The following is a 20,293-nucleotide window of genomic DNA, read 5'->3' as shown; positions in this document are numbered from 1 at the left end:
CCCCCTCGGGAAGGCCTCATGACTCTCTCACCCACGCGTGCGCCCGATGCCCGGACCAGCGGTGTCCGGCGGCTGACGGCCACGCTGTACGGCTACGCGTTCCTCGACGACTTCGTGCTGCTCTACCCGGTGTACGCGCTGCTGTTCAGCGACGCCGGACTGTCGATCTGGCAGATCTCCTCCCTGTTCGCCCTGTGGTCGCTCACCGGGATCCTGCTGGAGGTCCCCTCCGGCGCCTGGGCCGACACCGTCTCCCGGCGGCTGCTGCTCTGGCTGGGCCCGCTGCTCACCGCGGCCGGCTTCGCCCTGTGGGTGGCCGTCCCGTCGTACGGGGCCTTCGCCGCGGGCTTCGTCCTGTGGGGCGTGCGCGGCGCCCTCGGCTCCGGCGCGCTGGAGGCGCTGGTCTACGACGAACTGGACCGGCTCGGCGCGGCCGACCGGTACGCACGCGTCATCGGCCGGGCCCGGGCGGTGGGCATGGTCGGCGTGATGGCGGCGATGGGGCTGGCGGGACCGGTCCTCGACCTGGGCGGCTATCCGGCCGTGGGCGCGGCGAGCGTCCTGGCCTGTGTGCTGACCTCGCTGGTGGCCGTCCGGCTCCCCGAGCACCGGAAGGCCGCGGCACCGGGCACGGACACGGCGGCCTCCACCCTCACCACCCTGCGGTCCGGGCTGGCCGAGGTGCGCCGGGACCGTTCGGTACGGGGAGCGATGCTGCTCGTCCCGGCCGTCGGCGCGGTCTGGGGCGCCCTCGACGAGTACACGCCGTTGCTGGTCCGGGACACGGGCGTGGCCGAGGGGACGGTGCCCTATCTGCTGCTGGTGGTCTGGGTGGGGCCGGCGATCGGCAGCCTGCTGACCGGGGCGGCTGAGCGCTTGGGCAGGGCCGGGCTCGGGGTGGTGCTGGCGGGCTCGGCGACCGCGCTGGCCGTGGGGGCGCTGATGGGGACGCCGGTCGGTATCGGGCTGGTGGCCGTCGCCTTCGGTGGCTTCCAGCTGGCCGACGTGCTCGCCGACGCGCGCCTGCAGGACCGGATCGAGGGGGCTCGGCGGGCCACGCTGACGTCCGTGGCGAGCATGGGGACGGAGGCGGCGACGGTGGCCGTGTTCGCCGCGTACGCCGTGATCGGGGCGTCCGCCGCGCACGGGGTCGCGTTCGCCGTGTTCGCGGTGCCGTATCTGGTGACGGCGGCCGTGCTGGTGGTGCGGAGGGGGGCGTAGAGCGGGGCCGACAGCCCGAGGCGCGGCGGGTGCGACAGCCCGAGGCGGGTGCAGGGGCGGGGTGTGGGCGCGGCCCCGGGTGCGTGCAGGCACGGGGGCGGCCCCTCCCTGCGACGCAACGAATCGCCGTCCCCGCCGCGTCACACGCAACGAATGCCCCGCCGGTGCGCAATGGCCGCCGCTTGTCCGGTTCGGCGCGCCGACCGTACCGTCTAGGTGACCCCCGATCCCCCTTGTCCCGGTGAGGAACACGCATGCGTACCGCCCTGCTCCAGAGCTCCGGTCGGCCCGGCTCGGTCGTCGGGAACCTGAAGGTGCTCGACGAGGCCGCGGGGCGGGCGGCGGCCGCCGGGGCGGGGCTGGTGGTGGCGCCGGAGATGTTCCTCACCGGGTACGCGATCGGCGACGACATCGCGCGGCTCGCCGAGCCGGCCGACGGGGAGTCGGCCGACGCGGTCGCCCAGATCGCGGGGCGGCACGGGGTCGCGATCACGTACGGGTATCCGGAGCGGGCCGGGGACGCGGTCTTCAACTCGGCGCAGCTCGTGCGTGCCGACGGTGTCCGGCTCGCCAACTACCGCAAGACCCATCTCTTCGGCTGCTTCGAGCGCGACCACTTCACGCCGGGCGAGCGGTCCGTCGTCCAGGCCGAGCTGAACGGACTCCGCGTCGGGCTCCTGATCTGCTACGACGTGGAGTTCCCCGAGAACGTCCGCGCCCACGCCCTCGCCGGCACCGATCTGTTGGTGGTGCCGACGGCCCAGATGCATCCGTTCCAGTTCGTCGCCGAGTCGATGATCCCGGTGCGTGCCTTCGAGAACCAGATGTACGTCGCCTACGTCAACCGGGTCGGCCGGGAAGGGGAGTTCGAGTTCGTCGGGCTGTCCACGCTCGCCGGGCCCGACGGGGTCGCGCGCACCCGCGCCGGCCGCGAGGAGGACCTCGTCCTCGCCGACGCCGACCCCGCCTTCCTCGCGGCCTCGCGCACGGCGAACCCCTACCTCCAGGACCGGCGCCCCGGCCTCTACGGCTCCCTCGTCTGAGACCCGCCCCACCCCGGTGACCCCCGTACCCCCTTTTCCGCTAGGAGTCCGTACCCCATGACGTCCACCGTGCCCAACGCCATCGAGCACGCAGACGAGCACCAGCCGCCGATCACCATGTTCGGCCCGGACTTCCCGTACGCGTACGACGATTTCCTGGCCCACCCGGCCGGCCTGGGGCAGATCCCGGCCACCGAGCACGGCACCGAGGTCGCGGTGATCGGCGGCGGTCTGTCCGGCATCGTGGCGGCGTACGAGCTGATGAAGATGGGGCTCAAGCCGGTCGTGTACGAGGCCGACCGGATCGGCGGGCGCCTGCGGACGGTCGGCTTCGACGGGTGCGACCCCTCGCTCACCGCCGAGATGGGGGCGATGCGCTTCCCGCCCTCGTCCACCGCGCTCCAGCACTACATCGATCTCGCCGGTCTGGAGACCCGCCCCTTCCCCAACCCCCTCGCCGAGGCCACGCCCTCGACCGTGGTCGACCTCAAGGGCGAGTCCCACTACGCCGAGACGATCGACGACCTGCCGCAGGTCTACCGGGACGTCGCGGCCGCCTGGAACGCCTGCCTCGAAGAGGGCGCCGACTTCTCCGACATGAACCGGGCGCTGCGCGAGCGCGACGTACCGCGCATCCGGGAGATCTGGGCCGAACTCGTCGAGCGGCTCGACAACCAGACCTTCTACGGTTTCCTCTGCGACTCCGAGGCCTTCAAGTCCTTCCGGCACCGCGAGATCTTCGGCCAGGTCGGCTTCGGCACGGGCGGCTGGGACACCGACTTCCCGAACTCGATCCTGGAGATCCTGCGGGTCGTCTACACCGAGGCCGACGACCACCACCGCGGCATCGTCGGCGGCAGCCAGCAGCTCCCGCTGCGGCTCTGGGAGCGCGAGCCCGAGAAGATCGTGCACTGGCCGTACGGGACGTCCCTGAAGTCCCTGCACGTCGACGGCGAGCCGCGGCCCGCCGTGACCCGGCTGCACCGGACCGCAGGCAACCGGATCACCGTCACGGACGCCGACGGCGACATCCGCACCTACCAGGCGGCGATCTTCACCGCCCAGTCCTGGATGCTGCTGTCGAAGATCGCCTGCGACGACTCGCTCTTCCCGATCGACCACTGGACGGCGATCGAGCGGACCCACTACATGGAGTCCTCGAAGCTGTTCGTCCCCGTGGACCGTCCGTTCTGGCTGGACAAGGACGAGCGCACCGGCCGGGACGTCATGTCGATGACCCTCACCGACCGTATGACGCGCGGGACCTATCTCCTCGACGACGGTCCCGACAAGCCGGCCGTCATCTGCCTCTCCTACACCTGGTGCGACGACAGCCTCAAGTGGCTGCCGCTGTCCGCGAACGAGCGGATGGAGGTCATGCTGAAGTCGCTCGGCGAGATCTACCCGAACGTCGACATCCGCAGCCACGTCATCGGCAGCCCGGTGACGGTCTCCTGGGAGAACGAGCCCTACTTCATGGGCGCGTTCAAGGCGAACCTGCCCGGCCACTACCGCTACCAGCGGCGCCTGTTCACGCACTTCATGCAGGACCGGCTGCCCGAGGACAAGCGGGGCATCTTCCTCGCCGGCGACGACATCTCCTGGACGGCCGGCTGGGCCGAGGGCGCGATCCAGACCGCGCTCAACGCGGTCTGGGGCGTCATGAACCACTTCGGCGGCGCCACCGACGCGACCAACCCCGGGCCCGGGGACGTCTACGACGAGATCGCGCCCGTCGAACTGCCGGAGGACTAGGGCCTGTCGAGGGCCCCTGGGTGGGGGCAGTCCGGCAGGGGGGTCAGCAGCATGCGGCCCGTCAGGCCCACCGCGGCGTCCAGGCGCAGGGCGGACTCCTCGGCGAGATCGGGGAGTCCGCGCAGTGCCCACAGCGCGCGGGCGGCCGACCAGGTGGCCTCTCGGGCGCGTTCCAGGCTCCACGCGCCGAGCAGATGGGTGAGCGGATCGGCGATCTGCAGGAGATCGGGGCCCGGCATCAGCTCCTCGCGGACGCGCTCCTCCAGCGACACGAGGACATCGCCCACATGCTCGAACTCGTCCTCCAGATCGGCGGGTTCGCAGCCGAGCGTACGACAGGTGTCCACGACGGCCAGCGCGAGATCGTGGCCGATGTGCGCGTTGATGCCGCAGAGGGCGAACTGCAGCGGCCGTACGCCGGGATGACGTCGGAACTGCAGCAACGGCCGCCAGCACGCGGGCGCGCGTTCGCCCTCGGCGACCCGCAGATACCGCTCGGCGAAGAGCACGTCCAAGGTGATCGCGGCCTCGGTGTCCGGGAAGTGACCGGAGTCCAGCCGCCGGTCGATGGCCTCCGTGACGGTGAGGTAGACGCGGTTGAAGACGGCGATCCCGTCCTGCGCGGGGAGGACCGCGTCCAGGGCGCGCATACGGGAGACGACCGAGTCCACCGAGTCCACCGGGTCCACGGAATAGGTGAATTGTTCCGACTGCGCCATAGGGGGCAGGGTCCCAGGCCTAGGCTGCCACCGGCGCCGCCGTGCCCGCCGCGTCCCCGAAACGGGGTAACGCGGGCGCGGCCGGCGATGTGCCGGAGGTGCCGGGAAGCCGACGCAGCGCGCGCGGTCCGGGGAGCAGGGGGAGCATCACGTGTCAGGCTCACGCGCCCAGCGTCTGGCCGCACGCCGGGCCGAGCGCAGGCGGGCGGCGCGGCGCGGCGCCGTGGTGGCAGCGGCGGCGGCCATGGCCGTCGTGGCAACCGTGACCGGGATGGTGGCCGCGCTCGGCGGTGAGCCGGGCGCCGACGAGGCCCGGCCGCGGGCGAGCCGCGCGACCGGACTCCCCTTCGAGGCGGCGGGGACGACCGGGCCCACCGCGTCGGCCGGGCGGACCCCCCGCCCGCCGTCCCCCTCGCGGGTCTCGGCCTCGCCGTCCCCCAGGAAGTCGCCCGCCCCGTCCGGGAAGACCGCTGTGCGGCCGTCGGCGGACCGGACCGGATCGCCGCCCGTCTCCGGCCCCGGGACGCTCTACCGTCACCCCGACTCCCAGGTCCTCGACTGGGTTCGGGCCCACCCGGACGATCCGCGCGGCAGCGCCATCGAGAACGACATCGCCGCACGCCCGGCCGCCGTCTGGTTCACCGATCCCACGCCGGCCACCACCACCTCGCGGGTCGCGGCGGTCGCCTCCGCGGGTGCCGCGCGGGGACAGATCCCGGTGCTCGTGGCGTACGCGATCCCGGGCCGGGACTGCGGAGGGGCCTCGCAGGGCGGGGCGTCGAGCCTGGACGCGTACGACGCGTGGATCGACGCGTTCGCCGCCGGGCTCGGTTCGGGCGACGTCATCGTGCTCCTGGAGCCGGACGCGATCGCACAGTCCGACTGTCTGTCCACGGGCGCGCGTGCCGACCGCTTCGCCTCGCTGGCCCGTGCCGGACGCGTCCTGAAGGCGGCCGACCCCCGAGCCCGCGTCTACCACGACGCCGGGCACTCGCGGTGGAACGCCCCGGCCGAACAGGCCGCGCTCCTGCGCCGGGCGGGCGCCGCCTCGCCCGACGGCTCCGACGGCATCTTCAGCAACGTGTCCAACTTCAACCGCACGGAGGCCGAGATCGCCTACGACCGCCGGGTCCTCGACGCCCTCGGCGGCCCGTCGGGCCTCGGCGCCGTCATCGACACCAGCCGCAACGGCAACGGCCCCCCGGCCGACGGCCAGTGGTGCGACCCCGCCGACCGCGGCCTCGGCCGGCCACCGACCCTCACCACCGGAGAGTCCCGCGTCGACGCCTACCTGTGGGTGAAACTGCCGGGCGAGTCCGACGGCTGCCGGGGGAGGGCGGGGGCGTTCTCACCGGGGTACGCGTACGAGCTGGCACGGGGGTAGGGGCACGGGGCCGGCAGATCCCACGGGGACGGACGTGCGCGTCAGTGCTTCGGGTCGGGGACCGCAGAGCCCGTCCGGGCGACCCGGGGACGGTCCCGATCACTGGTGCGCAGCACCCCCGCGAAGACGACCAGACCGCACGCCAGCACGGTGACCAGGCCGAACGACACGACCAGACTGGTCAGTTCGGCCAGACCGCCGATCGCGCTCGGCGCGACCAGCCCGGAGGTGTACGTGATGGTCGCCACGCCCGCGATGGCCAGGCTGGGGTTCGGCCCGCTGCGGCCCGCGGCGGCGAAGCAGAGCGGGACGACGACCGCGATGCCGAGGCCCATCAGCGCGAAGCCGCCCATCGCGACCGCCGGCTGGTTCGCGACGACGATCAGGATCCCGCCGAGCACGGCCAGGGCACCGCTCGCCCGTACGGTACGGACGGTACCGAAGCGGTCGACCACCGCGTCGCCCGCGAGCCGGGCCACCGCCATGGTCAGCATGAAACCGGTGGTGCACGCCGCCGCGAGCCCGGCCGAGGTCTCCAGCTGGTCCCGCAGATAGACCGCCGACCAGTCCAGCGCCGCCCCTTCCGCGAACACCGCGCAGAACCCGACCGCGCCGATCAGCAGCGCCGACTTCGGCGGCAGCGCGAACCGGGGCGGCGGCTCCTCGTCCTCGGTGGGCCTGAGATCCAGGACCCATCGGCAGGCGACCAGACCGAGGACGGTGAGCGTGGCCGCCGCGAGCGCGTGGTGCAGCCGGGCGTCCGAGCCCAGGTGGGCGGCGAGGGTGCCGGCCGCCGAGCCGACGAGGGCGCCCGCGCTCCACATACCGTGCAGGCCCGACATGATCGACTTGCCGAGGCGGCTCTCCACCTCGACTCCGAGCGCGTTCATCGCGACGTCCGCCATGCCCGCCGACGCCCCGTACACGAACAGCGCGAGGCAGAGCGTCCAGAGGTTCGGTGACAGGGACGGCAGGATCAGTGCGAGCGTCCACAGGGCGAGCAGTCCGCGCAGCGCCGTGCGGGCGCCGAAGCGGTGGCTGATCCGGCCCGCGAGCGGCATCGCCAGGGACGCGCCGATCGCCGGGAAGGCGAGAGCGAGGCCCAGTTGGCCCGCGCCGACCCCCGCGTGGTCCTGGATCCACGGCACGCGGGTCGCGAACGAGCCGGTGACGGCGCCGTGCACCGCGAACACGGCCGCCACGGCGTACCGCGCCCGCCTCACCTCGCGCTGCTCGTGGACCACCACACTCATTCTCCCGCCTCCCTGTGTCTCGATGCGCCGAGTCGTCGGCACGCATGACGAGCGCCGAGGCCGTCATGGCCCTCGCACCCGTACCGGCCGCCGATCTCCCGTGCGGACGCCGTCGATGGAGCGGCTCAGGACCGCGGACTTCCGGTTCCCCCGATGTCCTGCGCCCACCCGGCGTCGTCGCGTGGCGTAAACTATCAGGAACCCTGCCTGATAGATAGGGAGCGCCCTGTGAGGGCCACCGGCCGTGCGGCGCCGCAGATCTGGGAGGATCCCGGCATGCCCGCATCACCCAGTACCGCCCGAGCCATCAACGACCGGCTCGCCCTGCGGCTGCTGCAGCAGGAAGGTCCGCTGACGGCCGGGCAGTTGAAGCAGCTCACCGGCCTGTCCCGGCCCACGGTCGCCGACCTCGTGGAGCGCCTCACGGCCGCCGGACTGATCGGCGTCGTGGGGGAGTCGGGGGAGCAGCGACGCGGCCCCAACGCCCGCCTCTACGGCATCGTCGCCGACCGCGCGCATCTCGCCGCGCTCGACGTGCGCACCGAGAGCGTCACCGTCGTCGTCGCCGACCTGCTCGGTACGGAGCTGGCGCGGGCGTCGGTACCGATCGCGGGCGACGCCGGCACGGGACCTGCCGTGGAGCAGGCGGTCGCCCTGGTGGAGCGTGCCGCGAAGGAGGCGGGCGCCGACCGGCTGCACACGGTGGCGATCGGTGCCCCCGGCCTGATCGACCCGGCCACGGGCGAACTCCGCGACTCCAGCGGCCTTCCCGCGTGGCACCGCCGGCTGGTCGCCGCGCTCGGTGAACGGCTCCCGGCCCGCGTCCTCGTCGAGAACGAGACCAACCTCGCGGCCCTCGCCGAGCAGCGGGACGGCGCCGCCCGCGACCGTGACACCTTCGTCCTGCTCTGGCTCGGCCTCGGCACCGGCGCCGCCGTCGTCCTCGACGGCCACCTCCGCCGGGGCGCCTCCGGCGGCACGGGCGAGATCGGTTTCCTCCCGGTCCCCGGTACGACCACGGTCCCCTCGGCCACCGACTGCGAGGGCGGCTTCCACTCCCTGGCCGGCGCGACGGCGGTGGCGGCCCTGGCCACGGCCCACGGCGTCACCGCCGAGGCCGTGCCGAGCGAGCCGTACGCGGCGACGCTGGTACGGGCGGCGACGGCCGGCCCCCCGCCGAGCGACACCGCCACCCGGCAGCCCGGACCCGGCCTGCCGCCGGGCGAACCCGACCGTGCCCGTTTCCTCGACGCCCTGGCCGACCGGGTGGCCATCGGCGCGGCCTCCGTCGTCGCCGTGCTCGACCCCGGGTGCGTGGTGCTCGGTGGTGAGGTGGGGCAGGCCGGTGGGGTGGAACTGGCCGGCAGAGTGGGACAGCGGCTGGCGGCGATGTCGCCGTTGCCGACCGAGGTGCGGGCCGGGGGCCTCGGCGGGGCGGCGGTCCTGCGCGGCGCGCTGCTCATGGCCCGTGAGGCCGCACAGGACGAACTGTTCGCACCGCCCACCCGGTGACGCGGGGGCGGACCGGTGCCCTGAGTCCCGGCGGTCCCGAAGCTCCCGAGGCTCTCGGCCGCAGGGGCAGCCCCGGCCCCCTCTCCCCGCTTCACCCCTTCCGTCACCTCAGCCTTTCCTGCGCCCCTCCCCGAACCGGGCCGTCAGGTGCTCCCCGAACGTCCCCTTCCCCACGGCCCGCCCCGGCGCGAGGTGGCCACCGGCGCGGAAGGCCCGGTACGCCTTGCCGAACAGCGGGACGTTCAGCAGAGGACGGCGGCGCCCGGTGGCGGCCAGGTAGGCGCGGGCCAGCTGGGGGAAGGTCAGGACCTCGGGGCCGCCCAGGTCGTCGACGCGGCCGGCGGGGGCGCCCACGGCCAGCTCCGCGAGGCGCTCGGCGACCTCGGCGACGGCGACGGGCTGGTCGCTCACCCCGGCGGGGAGCAGCATGACCGGAGGCTTGGACAACCCCGCGAACAGCATCACCAGCAGGTCGTGGAACTGGGTCGCCCGCAGGATCGTCCAGTCCGGCCCCGACTCCTCGACCTGCCGCTCCACGGCCAGCTTGGACCGGTAGTAGCCGAACGGCACCCGGTCCACGCCGACGATCGAGATGTAGACCAGATGCCGCACCCCGGCCCGCCGCGCCGCCGCGATCAGGTTCTCCGCCGCCTTCTCGTCACCCCCGCGCGGCGATGTCGCACAGTGCACGATCGTGTCGACCCCCGCCACGGCCGTGTCCAGCCCGCTCCCGCCCACGACGAGATCGACGGCGTACGGCCGCGTGTGCCGGCTGAGCACCCGCACCTCGTGCCCGTCCGCCCGCAGCCGCTCGGTCACGGGCCTGCCGAGGACACCGGTGCCGCCGGTCACCAGGATCGTGGTCATGCCGTCCATCCCCTTTACAGGTGGCGACCGGGTCGACGCGCGGCGGTCGGCTGCACGCGCCCGCGAACTCCAGCTTGTCCGGGTTCGGCGCGACCCGCACGTCCGTGACGACACCGCTGCCACGAACGGGGGACAGGCGCAGCCCGCCGGGTGGGACCCGGCGACGGGGCAAGGGCCGTCGTCACCGTCGCCGGGCCGTTCTGGGCGGGTACCGCGACCGCAGACTTTAAAAGGACTAGACCAAGCAGGTCAATGGGTCGAGTCCCCTCCGGGCGGGGGTCGAACCATCTCCGAGTGGGGACGGTGGTGCGAAAGTTGACCCTTGGTCAGTGATAGCCGAAGCCGGTCAGCTTCCGTCGGAGAAGTCCAGCGACACGCCCTGTGAGCCACCCCACAGTTCTCACCCGCATGGGCGCCGATCGGGCGTGGCACACTGGCTCTGTACCAGAAGCAGCGCACTCCGGGGTCGGTGAAAGTCCGAACCGGCGGTTACAGTCCGCGACCCGGTCGCTTCCAGCGGCCGGTTGACCAGGTGAAATTCCTGGACCGACGGTTAAAGTCCGGATGGGAGGCAGTGCGCGGCGGGCGGGCATTCGTGCGCGTCGCCGTCTGTTTTTGGCCTACCCCACCAGGGGTGGGTCTTCACGCGGCGTCGCTCCCTGTGTGCCGCTGTCCGCTCATGTCTGTCGTCTTCGACAGCCCCGGAGTCCGTGCCCTATGAGGCAGGAGGACCCGGGAAGTGTTCACCGGAATCGTCGAAGAGCTGGGTGAGGTCACCGCCGTCGAGAAGCTCGGCGACTCCTCCCGCTTCCGTCTGCGCGGCCCCGTCGTCACCGAGGGCGCGCGCCACGGCGACTCCATCGCCGTCAACGGTGTCTGTCTCACGGTCGTGGAGCACGAGGACGACTGGTTCACCGCCGACGTCATGGCGGAGAGCCTGCAACGCTCCAGCCTCGGCGCCCTCACCGTCGGATCCCGCGTCAACCTCGAACGCCCCATGGCCGTCGGCGACCGCCTCGGCGGGCACATCGTGCAGGGGCACGTCGACGGCACGGGCGAGGTCATCGAGCGCAAGCCGTCCGAGAACTGGGAGATCGTCAAGATCTCGCTCCCCGCGGACCTCACCCGGTACGTCGTCGAGAAGGGCTCCATCACCGTCGACGGCATCAGCCTCACCGTCGTCGACGCCGGTCCGGACCACTTCACCGTCAGCCTCATCCCGACCACGCTCGACCTGACCACGCTCGGCCGCAAGCAGCCCGGCGACCCGGTCAACCTCGAGGTCGACGTCATCGCCAAGTACGTCGAGCGTCTGCTGGGCGACCAGGGGGCGGCGGGAGCCCGGGGAGCGGGACAGTGAACTCCCTGAACACCGTCGCCTTCACCGCCTTCGGCCAGCAGATCCTCTGGTCGGACATGATCGGCAACATCCTCGGCCTGATCGCCCTCGCCCTCGGCGCGGTCCGCTCCCTGTGGAACTGGCCCGTGCAGTTCCTCTCCGGCCTCGTCCTCTTCGGCGCCTTCGTCGGCCATCTGACCGGCAGCGCCGGCAAGCAGGTCATCGTCATGGCCGTCGCCGCGTACGGCTGGTGGCAGTGGAGCCGTACGAAGGGGCGGTCCGCGGACGGCGCCATCACCCCGCGCTTCGCCACCTGGCGCGAGCGCGGCTACCTGATCGCCGGCGCCGTGCTCGGCACCCTCGCCGTCGGCGCGCTCTTCACCGCGTACCCGACCCTGTCCTGGGACCCCTGGCCGGACGCGTACATCTTCACCGGCACCATCGTCGCCATGTACGCCCAGGCACGCGGCATGGTCGAGTTCTGGTTCGCCTGGCTGCTGGTCGACCTCGTGGGCGTCCCGCTCAACTTCGCCAACGGCTACGCCTTCTCCGGTTTCGTCTACATCATCTACGGCGCGCTCGTCCTGTGGGGCATGCGCGACTGGTGGCTGCGCTCGCGCAAGCCCGCTCTGGAAGGAGCCCCGGCATGACCACGGCGCCGATCCTGTACAGCACCAGCGACATCGAGAGCTTCGCGCTCGACCCCGTCGAGCAGGCCATCGCCGACATCGCGGCCGGCCGCCCGGTCGTCGTCGTCGACGACGAGGACCGCGAGAACGAGGGCGACCTCGTCGTCGCCGCCGAGAAGGCCACCCCCGAGATCATCGCCTTCATGATGAGCGAGTGCCGGGGCATGATCTGCGCCCCCATGGAGGGCGACGAGCTGGACCGGCTCGAACTGCCGCAGATGGTGCAGCAGAACACCGAGTCCATGCGTACGGCCTTCACCGTCACGGTCGACGCGGCCCCGCGGCACGGCGTCACCACCGGCATCTCCGCCGCCGACCGCGCCACCACCCTGCAGCTCCTGGCCTCCGGTACCGCCGAGCCGGGCGACTTCGTCCGCCCCGGCCACATCTTCCCGCTGCGCGCCCGCACCGGCGGGGTGCTCGTGCGGAACGGCCACACCGAGGCCGCCGTCGACCTCGCCCGGCTCGCGGGTCTGCGCCCGGCCGGGGCGATCGTCGAGATCGCCGGCGAGGACGGCCGGATGCTGCGCCTGCCCGAGCTGATCCCCTTCGCCCGCAAGCACGGTCTGACGATCATCTCCATCGAGGACCTCATCACCTACCGCCGCTCCGCCGAGCCCACCGTCAGGCGCGAGGCGAAGACCCAACTGCCCACCGAGTTCGGCGACTTCACGGCATACGGCTACCGCTCCACCGTCGACGGCGTGGAGCACGTCGCCCTCGTCCACGGTGAGATCGGCGACGGCGAGGACGTCCTCGTGCGCGTCCACTCCGAATGCCTCACCGGTGACATCTTCCACTCGCTGCGCTGCGACTGCGGCCCCCAGCTGGGGACCTCCCTCGAACGCGTCGCCGCCGAGGGCCGTGGCGTCGTCGTCTATCTGCGCGGCCACGAGGGCCGGGGCATCGGACTGCTGTCCAAGCTGCGCGCCTACGAACTCCAGGAGCGCGGCCGCGACACCCTCGACGCCAACCTGGAGCTGGGCCTGCCCGCCGACGCCCGCGACTACGGCGCCGGCGCGCAGATCCTCGTGGACCTGGGCGTACGCAGCCTGCGCCTGATGACCAACAACCCCGAGAAGACCGACGCCCTCGTCCGGCACGGCCTGCGCGTCACCGACCGTGAACCGATGCCGGTCCGCGCGGGCGAGCACAACCTCCGCTACCTGCGCACCAAGCGCGACCGGATGGGCCACGACCTGCCCTGGCTGGACACCACCACGGCGTCCACCTGCGGCAACCAGTAACAACCAGCGGCAAGATCCACGAACAGCAGTCCCAGGAACCAAGGAGCAACGTGAGCGGCAAGGGCGCACCCGAACTGTCCGTAAGCAACTGCGGCGACCTGCGCGTCGCGGTCATCGCGGCCCAGTGGCACGAGAAGGTGATGGACGGCCTCGTCGAAGGCGCCCTGCGCGCCCTGCACGACCTGGGCATCGACGAGCCGACCCTCCTGCGGGTCCCCGGCAGCTGGGAACTCCCGGTCGTCGCCAAGGTCCTCGCGGGCCGCGGCTACGACGCCATCGTGGCCCTCGGCGTCGTCATCCGCGGCGGCACCCCCCACTTCGAGTACGTGTGCCAGGGCGTCACCCAGGGCCTCACCCAGGTCTCCGTCGACACCGGCGTCCCCGTCGGCATGGGGGTACTGACCTGCGACACCGAGGAGCAGGCCCTGGACCGCGCCGGCATCGAGGGCTCGAACGAGGACAAGGGCCACGAGGCGGTGACGGCGGCGGTGGCGACCGCGGCCACCCTCCGCTCAGTATCTGAACCCTGGCGCTGAGGCGGGGCCGGTTGCGCGTAGGGTGAGCCTCACCATGTCCAAGAAGACGTTCGAGGAGCTGTTCACCGAGCTCCAGCACAAGGCCGCCACCGGCGACCCCGCCACTTCCCGCACCGCAGAGCTGGTCGGCAAGGGCGTCCATGCCATCGGCAAGAAGGTCGTCGAAGAGGCCGCCGAGGTCTGGATGGCCGCCGAGTACGAGGGCAAGGAAGCGGCCGCCGAGGAGATCTCGCAGCTGCTGTACCACGTCCAGGTGATGATGGTCGCCCGCGGCATCTCCCTGGACGACGTGTACGCCCACCTCTGAACCGCACCGCACGCATCCCCTCCCGAACGAACGAAGGAAGCTCGCCTCATGCTGCGCATCGCCGTCCCCAACAAGGGTTCCCTGTCCGGACCTGCGGGGGAGATGCTGCATGAGGCCGGCTACCAGCAGCGCCGGGAGTCCAAGGAGCTGCGGATCGTCGACCCGGTCAACGAGGTGGAGTTCTTCTACCTCCGCCCCCGCGACATCGCGATCTACGTCTCCTCCGGCCGCCTCGACATCGGCATCACCGGCCGGGACCTGCTCATCGACTCCGGCGCCAACGCCGAGGAGATCCTCCCGCTCGGCTTCGCCCGCTCCACCTTCCGCTTCGCCTCCAAGCCGGGGACGGCGAACGGCGTCGAGGACCTCAAGGGCAAGACGGTCGCCACCTCCTACGAGGGCATCGTCGCCGGGCACCTCGCGGACAACGGCATCGACGCCTCCGTGGTCCACCTCGACGGAGCCGTCGAGACTGCCATCGAACTGGGGGTCGCCGAGGTCATCGCCGACGTCGTCGAGACCGGCACCTCCCTGCGCAACGCGGGCCTCGAGGTGTTCGGCGAGCCGATCATGAAGTCCGAGGCCGTCGTCATCCGCCGTGTCGGCGCCGACACGTCCGCGGAGTCGGAGAACGAGCCCAAGGTGCAGCAGTTCCTGCGCCGCCTCCAGGGCGTCCTCGTCGCCCGGACGTACGTGATGATGGACTACGACTGCCGCGTCGAGCAGCTGGAGAAGGCCGTCGCCCTCACACCGGGCCTGGAATCCCCGACCGTCTCGCCGCTGCACAACGAGGGCTGGGTCGCCGTCCGCGCCATGGTCCCGGCCAAGGAGGCCCAGCGGATCATGGACGATCTGTACGACATCGGCGCGCGGGCCATCCTGACCACCGCCATCCACGCCTGCCGCCTCTGACGGCCGGGAGCCGCACGCCATGCCGGACCAGTCCGCCCTCCCCGCCCTGCCGGTCACTTTTCGGCCGGGCCGCACCCGCGCCGTGCTGCTGTCGGCCGCGGGCGCGATCTTCGTGGTCATCACGGTGGTCGCGCTGCTGCTGCCGACGCTCGGTCCCGGGGAGCGGCTCAGCTTCGTCTTCACGGCGGCCATGCTCGCCGGGGTGCTGGGTGTGCTCTCCCGGCCCCGGGTGGTCGCCGACGAATCCGGTGTGACCGTCGTCAACATCGCCGGGCGGCGGCACCTGGGCTGGGCGGAGATCGTGCAGGTGAACCTGCGGGTCGGCGACCCCTGGGTCTTCCTCGACCTGACCGACGGCACCAGCCTGCCCGCGCTCGGCATCCAGCCGGGCATCGCCAAGAAGCGCGCCATCGAGGACGCCCGGACGCTCCGGGCGCTGGTCGAGGCCCGGTCGGTCACCGAGCCGGAGCAGTGTCAGGACTGACCCTGCTCAGCTATCGGGGCCCGACGCTTGCGCACATCGGGGACGGCCCGGAGGGGGACCGGAGCAAGATCAGGGCCGACTCAGGGCCGCCGCCCCTGCCGCAGTGGCCCCTGTCTTGATTAATCTGTTGGCGGAGACGTTTTCGTCGCGCCTCCGCTTCTGCCGTTCCGCCCCCGGAAGGCAGGGGCTCCCTGCTAGTTCGAGGAGTGACTCCTTCCAGCGATGGACGGATCGTCCTGTAGTACCTGCGCCGCCCCCTCCAGGCCCATCGAGGCGGCGGCATGATCATCTCCCTGTTGCTCCTCGGAGCCGCGTTCCTGCTGATCCTCGCCAACGGCTTCTTCGTGGCCGCCGAGTTCGGCCTCGTGACGGTCGAACGGGCGGAGGCCGAGAAGGCCGCGGCCGAGGGTGACCGCCGGGCCCACAAGGTGGTGGACGCGCTCAAGGAGCTGTCGTTCCAGCTCTCCGGCACCCAGCTCGGCATCACCATCACCTCCCTCGTCGTCGGCATGCTCGCCGAACCGGCGCTCGCGGAGATACTCCACGGCCCCTTCACCGCCCTCGGCATACCCGAAGGCGCGGTCTCCGGGATCGCCGTGGTCGTCGGCATGCTGCTGGCCTCCGCCGTGCAGATGGTGATCGGCGAGCTGGTGCCCAAGAACTGGGCGGTGTCGAAGCCGATGCAGGTCGCCCGTTTCGTCGCGGGCCCCCAGTACGTCTTCTCCCGCCTCTTCCGCCCGGTCATCGCCGCGCTCAACGCGGTCGCCAACCGTCTGGTCCGCGCCTTCGGCGTCGAACCCACCGACGAGCTGGCCTCCGCCCGCACCCCCGGCGAACTGGTCTCCCTCGCCCGGCACTCGGCCCAGGCCGGCGCGCTGGAACAGGACACGGCCGACCTCTTCGTCCGCACCCTCTCCCTGGGCGAGCTGACCGCGGAGAACGTGATGACGCCGCGCGTGAAGGTCAGCGCCCTGCAGTCGTCGGCCACCGCCGAGGACGTGGTCAACCTGACCCGGGCCACGGGCCTCTCCCGCTTCCCCGTCTACCGGGAGCGGATCGACGAGATCGTCGGCATGGCCCACCTCAAGGACGCCCTCGCGATCCCGGCCCATGAACGGCTGCACACCCCGGTCGGGCGTATCGCGAAGGCCCCGCTGCTGGTCCCGGAGTCGCTTCCGGTGCAGCCGCTCCTGGCCAGGCTGCGCAGCGAGCAGCCCATCGCCGTCGTCGTCGACGAGTACGGCGGCACGGCCGGGGTGGTGACCCTGGAGGACATCGTCGAGGAACTGGTCGGCGAGGTCCGCGACGAGCACGACGGGCACGAGCGGCCCGAACTCGCCGCCGCCCCGCCCGAGGACGGCCGCCTCGCCTGGGACGCCGACGGCAGCTGTCGGGTCGACGCGCTCCAGCGCATCGGCCTCGACGTCCCGGAGGGCCCCTACGAGACGGTCGCCGGCCTCGTCGCCGACCTCCTCGGCCGTATCCCCGCGCCGGGTGACAAGGCCGAGCTGCCCGGCTGGCGGCTCGCGGTGCGGCAGGTCGGGCACTACCGGGCGGAGCGCGTACGCCTGGTGCGCACCGCCCCCGCCACGGACTCCGCCCCACTCGCGGAGGCAGCCCGATGAGCATGCTCCAACTCCTGTTCGCCCTGCTCCTCGTGCTCGCCAACGGCTTCTTCGTCGGCGCCGAGTTCGCCCTGGTCTCGGTCCGCCGCAGCCAGATCGAACCGCTCGGGACCACACGGGCCCGCCAGGTCCTCTACGGCCTGGAGAACCTGCCCCAGATGATGGCGGCGGCCCAGTTCGGCATCACCGTCTGCTCGCTGACGCTGGGCGCGGTGGCCGAGCCGACGGTGGCGCAGCTGCTGGAGCCCGTCTTCGAGGCGATCCGACTGCCGCACGGCATGATCCATCCCCTGGGCTATGTGATCGCCCTGGCCGCCGTCGTCTTCCTGCACCTGGTCATCGGCGAGATGCTGCCGAAGAACCTGGCGATGGCGGCGCCGGAGAAGACGGCGCTGTGGCTGAGCCCGGCGCTGGTGGCCTTCGCGAGGCTGTGCAAGCCGGTCACGATCGGCCTCGGCGCCGGTGCCCGCCTCGTGCTGAAGCTCTTCCACGTCGAGCCCAAGGACGAGGTCGAGGCGGTCTTCACCAGTGTCCAGCTGGTGCGGCTGGTGGAGGACTCCGGCCAGGCCGGGCTGCTCGACCCCGAGGAGCAGGAACGCCTGGAGGACGCGCTGGAGCTGGGCTCCCGCCCGGTGACGGACGTCCTGCTGAGGCGTGACTCCCTGGTGACGGTGGTCCCCTCGGTGACCCCCGCCCAGGTCGTCGCCCTGACCGCCCGCACGGGCTACTCACGCTTCCCGGTCGTCGCCGAGAACGGCGCCTTCATGGGCCGCTACCTCCACGTCAAGGACGTCCTCGACCTGGAGGACTCCGACCGCGCGGTCCCCCAGCAGGTCTGGCGCCCCATGACCACCCTCCGCGCGGAACTCCCGCTGGACGACGCGCTGACCGTCATGCGCCGGGCCGCCACCCACCTCGCCCAGGTGGCGGACTCCTCCGGCAAGGTGCTGGGCCTGGTCGCCCTGGAGGATGTCCTGGAACTCATCGTCGGCGAGGTCCGTGACCCGGCCCACCGCGAGGTACACCCGGTCCGCCTGGCCGAACCAAGGGGCAGCGAGACCCCGGAGGAGGTCCTGGCGAGCTGACCACGCTGCCCCGCGCCCCTGTCGCCTTTCAGGGGCGCGGGGAACTGCGCGAACGGGGTCCGGGGCGGAGCCCCGAGTCTTTGAGCGGGGGTGGAGGGGGCGCGCAGCCCCTGGGGATGGGTGGGGGCGGCGGGGGGCGAGAAGAATCCCCGGACCACCCCCCGCCTCACATCGCCGAAGCCTCCCCCGGCCCCCGCCCCGACAACACCTCTCCATACGCCTGCATGAGATCCGGCAGCCGCAACGTCGACAGATCGTCCCGCGTGGGAATCGTCGGATACCCCGACAGCCGCAGATCCCGGTACGCACAGCTCTTCTCGTACAGCGTCCGCAGGAACCGCCCGTTCCCCAGCTCGTCGATCCACCCCTGATCGACGACATGCCCGGACACGGACCGCAGCTCGTCGAGCGCCTCCTCGTCCCACACGTCCCCGTTCTCCGCGGCGAGCACCTCCCCGATGGAGGTCAGCTCCAGCGGCCGGTAGGAGGGGAAGTCGACCCGGGTGGTGAACCGGGAGGACAGCCCGGGGTTCGCGGCCAGCAGCCGGTCCATGCCCTCCGGATAGCCCGCCAGGATCACGACCAGATGATCCCGGTTGTCCTCGGCCCGCTTCAGCAGCACCTGCAGCGCCTCGTCGCCGTACGCGTCGCCCTTCCCGTATCCGGAGTTGGACAGGGAGTACGCCTCGTCCACGAACAGCACGCCGCCGATCGCCGAGTCGATCAGCTCGTTGGCCTTCACGGCGGTCTGCCCGAGGTACTCGCCCACGAGGTCCGCGCGCTGCGCCTCCACGAGATGATCGCCGCCCAGCAGCCCGAGCGCGTAGAAGACCCGGCCCAGTATTCGCGCCACGGTCGTCTTGCCCGTCCCCGAGGGTCCGGAGAAGACGAAGTGCCGCTTCGGCGGCTGGACCGGCAGCCCCTGGCCCGCCCGCAGCCGCGCCATGTTCAACTGCGCGGACAACGCCTTGACCTGCCGTTTCACCGGCTCCAGCCCGACCATCCGCTCCAGCTCCGCGAGCGCCTCCTCCAGCAGTTCCGGATCCGTCGGCCCGGCCGGCAGGGACACGGGCTGCACCGGCACCACGGACTTCTCCCGTACGAAGGTGTCGCCGGCCTCGGGCGGCAGCCCGCCCGGCGGCGGGAGCCCGGGATCGGAGACCTTGAGGTCCCGGCCCTCGGGGTCGAAGAACGGCTCCAGTCCGTCGCCGTCGAGGATGTCCTGTCCGATCCCGGCGAGCGCGATCGCCGCGAAGTCGCTCGCCTCGTCGTCGTACCCGTCGCCCTCGGCGATCGCCGCGAGCCGCGCGGAGGTGTCCATGAAGGCGGGGTCGACCCGGTGCACGGCCCGGTACAGCGGCAGCGCGGCCGCGCTGCGCCCCGTGCCCTCATGGGCACGCGCCAACCAGTAGCGCAGCTCCTTGCGCTGCGGCTGCTCGCTGCGGCAGCGCATCAGCGCGGCGGAGAGCAGCGGCTCGGCCTGTCCGTACGTCTCCAGCCGCACCCGGGCCATACCACCGAAGAGGCCCGCCTCGATGCCCAGCAGCGCGTCGTCGAGCAGCGGGTCGGTGTGCCGCACCAACTGCTCCCAGTCCTTGACGAGATAGGCGCGACAGGCATGCAGGAAGCGCACCTGGTGGTCCGCGTCGACCGGCGGCAGCCCCGCCAGCGCCCGGTCCAGCTCGGGCACATGGCGTCCGTCCAGCCAGTGCGAGGCGTGCGCGAGCAGCAGATCGCGCGGGCTCTCCAGCACCGGCTGCACCCACCAGCCCAGCCAGTACCAGGAGTTGAGGGTGCGCCGGTGTCGCGAGCGCTGCTCCCCGAAGCGCTCCCGGTGCCGGAACATCCTCAGCAGCGCGGTCGTCGTGTCCACCCGCAGCGCGTGCAGCCCGAGCCAGCCGTCGGCCATCCCGGGATCCATCCGCACCGCGGCGCGGAACTCCTCCTCCGCCTGCGGATAGGCGCCCATCGTGTAGGCGTCCACGCCTCGCAGCCAGGCGAGGTCGGCCGGAGCCTCGGGGCCCCGCGAGCCGAAGTCCATCACGTCCCCCACAAACCGTGCCCCCGTTGGAAACCGAACGGGCCGGTGCCCGTCGGCAGCCTTCGTCGAACCGCTGTGCAGCGGACGGGAGTTGCGCCGGCGCGTTGCTGCAGCCGTCCGAAGGTCGCACCCTGGGCATCGTACCTGCGGGTCGGTCGCCCATCGAAGGGTGCCGCAGTGCTCGTCCGGCGAGGTGGGAGGGGACGGGGTGCGTCGCTGACGGTCACCGAGGGTGAAGGAATCGTGCCGCATGCCTTCCGGAAGGGCCGGAAGA

At 72.2% G+C, this 20,293-nt stretch carries 18 protein-coding genes and 1 riboswitch; of the genes, 14 read left to right on the top strand and 4 right to left on the bottom strand.

Annotation, left to right across the window (positions count from 1 at the left end; all coding sequences use genetic code 11):
* The first annotated feature begins 18 nt into the window (after positions 1–18).
* The 3 genes from H4687_RS08740 to H4687_RS08730 all read left to right on the top strand — a co-directional run bounded on the left by H4687_RS08740 (position 19) and on the right by H4687_RS08730 (position 4,019).
* Entirely contained in the window at positions 19–1,221 is a 1,203-nt protein-coding gene (locus H4687_RS08740) for an MFS transporter (protein WP_046919896.1), read from the top strand.
* 254 nt (positions 1,222–1,475) lie between these two features.
* Positions 1,476–2,264, top strand: a complete 789-nt coding sequence (locus H4687_RS08735; protein ID WP_046919977.1) for a carbon-nitrogen hydrolase family protein — start codon at positions 1,476–1,478, stop codon at positions 2,262–2,264.
* Positions 2,265–2,321: 57 nt separating this feature from the next.
* On the top strand, positions 2,322–4,019 hold the full coding sequence (locus H4687_RS08730) for a flavin monoamine oxidase family protein (protein WP_046919978.1): 1,698 nt from the start codon (positions 2,322–2,324) through the stop codon (positions 4,017–4,019).
* Here H4687_RS08730 and H4687_RS08725 read toward each other — a convergent pair.
* Positions 4,016–4,738 (bottom strand): DUF5995 family protein, encoded by a 723-nt coding sequence (locus H4687_RS08725; RefSeq protein ID WP_046919979.1) that lies wholly within the window; start codon positions 4,736–4,738, stop codon positions 4,016–4,018. The two genes, H4687_RS08730 and H4687_RS08725, sit on opposite strands and share 4 nt — an antisense overlap.
* A 223-nt stretch (positions 4,739–4,961) precedes the next feature.
* Between H4687_RS08725 and H4687_RS08720 the strand changes: the two genes are divergently transcribed.
* Complete coding sequence (locus H4687_RS08720) at positions 4,962–6,122, top strand: glycoside hydrolase family 6 protein (protein ID WP_050398546.1); 1,161 nt, start codon at positions 4,962–4,964, stop codon at positions 6,120–6,122.
* 41 nt (positions 6,123–6,163) lie between these two features.
* Here the strand turns inward: H4687_RS08720 and H4687_RS08715 are convergent, their stop codons facing one another.
* A complete protein-coding gene (locus tag H4687_RS08715) occupies positions 6,164–7,375 on the bottom strand; it encodes an MFS transporter (RefSeq protein ID WP_046915173.1) in 1,212 nt (403 codons plus the stop codon).
* 276 nt (positions 7,376–7,651) lie between these two features.
* Here H4687_RS08715 and H4687_RS08710 point away from each other — a divergent pair, with 276 nt between their 5' ends.
* Positions 7,652–8,887: an ROK family transcriptional regulator gene (locus tag H4687_RS08710; protein WP_046915181.1), complete on the top strand. Its 1,236-nt coding sequence runs from the start codon at positions 7,652–7,654 to the stop codon at positions 8,885–8,887.
* Positions 8,888–8,995: 108 nt separating this feature from the next.
* Here the strand turns inward: H4687_RS08710 and H4687_RS08705 are convergent, their stop codons facing one another.
* Entirely contained in the window at positions 8,996–9,754 is a 759-nt protein-coding gene (locus H4687_RS08705) for an SDR family oxidoreductase (RefSeq protein WP_046915182.1), read from the bottom strand.
* A gap of 451 nt (positions 9,755–10,205) precedes the next feature.
* Positions 10,206–10,336: riboswitch (FMN riboswitch) on the top strand.
* 157 nt (positions 10,337–10,493) lie between these two features.
* On the opposite strand from H4687_RS08705, the gene H4687_RS08700 reads away from it, so the two are divergent.
* From H4687_RS08700 to H4687_RS08660, 9 genes are all read left to right on the top strand, one after another.
* Positions 10,494–11,114 (top strand): riboflavin synthase, encoded by a 621-nt coding sequence (locus H4687_RS08700; RefSeq protein ID WP_046915174.1) that lies wholly within the window; start codon positions 10,494–10,496, stop codon positions 11,112–11,114.
* Positions 11,111–11,743 carry a nicotinamide mononucleotide transporter family protein gene (locus H4687_RS08695; RefSeq protein ID WP_046915175.1) on the top strand — a complete coding sequence of 211 codons (633 nt, stop codon included), beginning with the start codon at positions 11,111–11,113 and terminating at the stop codon, positions 11,741–11,743. Before H4687_RS08700 ends, H4687_RS08695 begins: the two co-directional genes overlap by 4 nt.
* Complete coding sequence (locus H4687_RS08690) at positions 11,740–13,029, top strand: bifunctional 3,4-dihydroxy-2-butanone-4-phosphate synthase/GTP cyclohydrolase II (RefSeq protein WP_046915176.1); 1,290 nt, start codon at positions 11,740–11,742, stop codon at positions 13,027–13,029. Before H4687_RS08695 ends, H4687_RS08690 begins: the two co-directional genes overlap by 4 nt.
* A 50-nt stretch (positions 13,030–13,079) precedes the next feature.
* Positions 13,080–13,565 carry a 6,7-dimethyl-8-ribityllumazine synthase gene (ribH, locus tag H4687_RS08685; RefSeq protein ID WP_046915177.1) on the top strand — a complete coding sequence of 162 codons (486 nt, stop codon included), beginning with the start codon at positions 13,080–13,082 and terminating at the stop codon, positions 13,563–13,565.
* 34 nt (positions 13,566–13,599) lie between these two features.
* On the top strand, positions 13,600–13,872 hold the full coding sequence (locus H4687_RS08680; protein WP_026249121.1) for a phosphoribosyl-ATP diphosphatase: 273 nt from the start codon (positions 13,600–13,602) through the stop codon (positions 13,870–13,872).
* A gap of 48 nt (positions 13,873–13,920) precedes the next feature.
* Positions 13,921–14,784 carry an ATP phosphoribosyltransferase gene (gene hisG, locus H4687_RS08675; RefSeq protein WP_005485552.1) on the top strand — a complete coding sequence of 288 codons (864 nt, stop codon included), beginning with the start codon at positions 13,921–13,923 and terminating at the stop codon, positions 14,782–14,784.
* 19 nt (positions 14,785–14,803) lie between these two features.
* The gene (locus H4687_RS08670) at positions 14,804–15,268 is read left to right on the top strand and encodes a PH domain-containing protein (RefSeq protein WP_046915178.1); all 465 of its coding nucleotides are present in this window, start codon (positions 14,804–14,806) and stop codon (positions 15,266–15,268) included.
* A 281-nt stretch (positions 15,269–15,549) separates the two neighbouring features.
* Positions 15,550–16,893: a hemolysin family protein gene (locus H4687_RS08665; RefSeq protein ID WP_046915179.1), complete on the top strand. Its 1,344-nt coding sequence runs from the start codon at positions 15,550–15,552 to the stop codon at positions 16,891–16,893.
* Positions 16,890–17,978, top strand: coding sequence for a hemolysin family protein (locus H4687_RS08660; protein ID WP_046915180.1), 1,089 nt, complete (start codon positions 16,890–16,892; stop codon positions 17,976–17,978). The genes H4687_RS08665 and H4687_RS08660 overlap by 4 nt, the downstream gene beginning before the upstream one ends.
* Positions 17,979–18,144: 166 nt before the next feature.
* Here the strand turns inward: H4687_RS08660 and H4687_RS08655 are convergent, their stop codons facing one another.
* Entirely contained in the window at positions 18,145–20,019 is a 1,875-nt protein-coding gene (locus H4687_RS08655; RefSeq protein WP_050398536.1) for an AAA family ATPase, read from the bottom strand.
* Between the last annotated feature and the right edge of the window lie 274 nt (positions 20,020–20,293).

Origin of the sequence: Streptomyces stelliscabiei (assembly GCF_014873495.1) — a bacterium.
GTDB lineage: Bacteria > Actinomycetota > Actinomycetes > Streptomycetales > Streptomycetaceae > Streptomyces > Streptomyces bottropensis.
The sequence above is the reverse complement of the archived record's forward strand: the minus strand, read 5'-3'. Positions and strand labels throughout refer to the sequence as shown.